The sequence below is a fragment of the Flavobacterium sp. FPG59 genome (genome assembly GCF_002150205.1).
Lineage (GTDB): Bacteria > Bacteroidota > Bacteroidia > Flavobacteriales > Flavobacteriaceae > Flavobacterium.
Window position 1 is genome coordinate 1 of sequence record NZ_MTCA01000382.1, and the last position, 1,247, is coordinate 1,247.

Annotated in this window: 2 protein-coding genes; both read left to right on the plus strand. The window is 32.8% G+C overall.

Annotated elements, in window-relative coordinates:
* Positions 1–558 precede the first annotated feature (558 nt).
* Positions 559–858 (plus strand): ParA family protein, encoded by a 300-nt coding sequence (locus tag FPG59_RS16160; protein WP_086455542.1) that lies wholly within the window; start codon positions 559–561, stop codon positions 856–858.
* Between the two features lie 55 nt (positions 859–913).
* A complete protein-coding gene (locus FPG59_RS16165) occupies positions 914–1,222 on the plus strand; it encodes a hypothetical protein (protein WP_086455543.1) in 309 nt (102 codons plus the stop codon).
* The last annotated feature ends 25 nt before the right edge of the window (positions 1,223–1,247 follow it).

Below are 1,247 nucleotides of genomic sequence, written 5' to 3' on the forward strand. Positions count from 1 at the left end.
AGATTAATTGTTACCTCAAAAAAGCATTTTTTTTAATTTTTTTTTTTAGAGAATTAAATTTTGGGTTTAAAGGCTTGTAAATCAGAGTGATTGTAAGTTTTTTAAAAACGAAAAACACCAACTTTTTCAAGTGGTGTTTTCGTAATAGTTCCAGCTCTCTCAGAAAAGTGTCTTATCAAAAGCTGTGCGAATGTCTCTGACTTCGCACCCGCAATATGAATAAGCTTTATTAAATTTAATAGAACCGCAGATTCGTAGATTAAATAATTCCGTAATCTGCAAATTTGCGGTGAAAAAATATTTTAAATGGCGCTAAGTTGGCGACATTTGCGAAGCAACCCGCAGTTTTTAAGTAGGTTTGTTTTGAATACTTCGAGCAGCTAGTTTTTTATTTAGTAGGTAAATAATTATATTTGAAAATTAAGCAGGTTGTTGTAAAGGAAATGTTGAATTTTATGGATATTCATTTAATAGAGCCGCGTTGCAAACGCTTTGTTTTCGGTATTTAAGTAAGTAGGTACTCGTTGCAAACGAGCACCAGAGGTGCAATTTTTGGCGATGCAAGGCTTGGCCAAATTAGTAGAAGTAGTTGAAAAAATAAAAAGCCGGTTAAATAAAGGATTGAAAATTGGGGGTGTTTTTATCACGCAATACGATGGTAGAAAAGTATTGAATCGTGATGTTGTAGAAACTATCAATGCGCATTTTAAAAGCGAAGTTTTTAAAACAAAGATTAGAGATAATATCTCATTAGCGGAAGCGCCGGCACAAGGAATGGATATCTTTAGATATAACGCTAAAAGTAATGGTGCGGAGGATTATATGGACTTGGCGAAGGAAATAATAAAACAAAAGTAAACACAGTAATACAAATAAACATGTGTTATTAGGTAAACAATAAAGATATAAAGTTATGGCAAAGAAAAATTTTTCAAGAGGTTTAAATTCTTTACTTGGAGAACCAGAGCAACTGGAACGACCTGCAGAGCAGGCAAAACCAAAAGCACCAAAAAAAGAAATTACTAAGACTTCCCAAATTGGTACGAAAGAGAAAGAAAAGAGAGCAACTTTTATAGTGAATGAGGATTTACTAGAGAAAATGAAATTGTTGGCTTATTGGAATCGAGTTCTAATTAAAGATATTGTAAATACTGCTTTTGAAGAACATATTGCACGGCACGAAAAAATGAACGGTGAAATTAAACAAATGCCGAAGAATTAAACTAACTCAGCATAATTTTCGACAT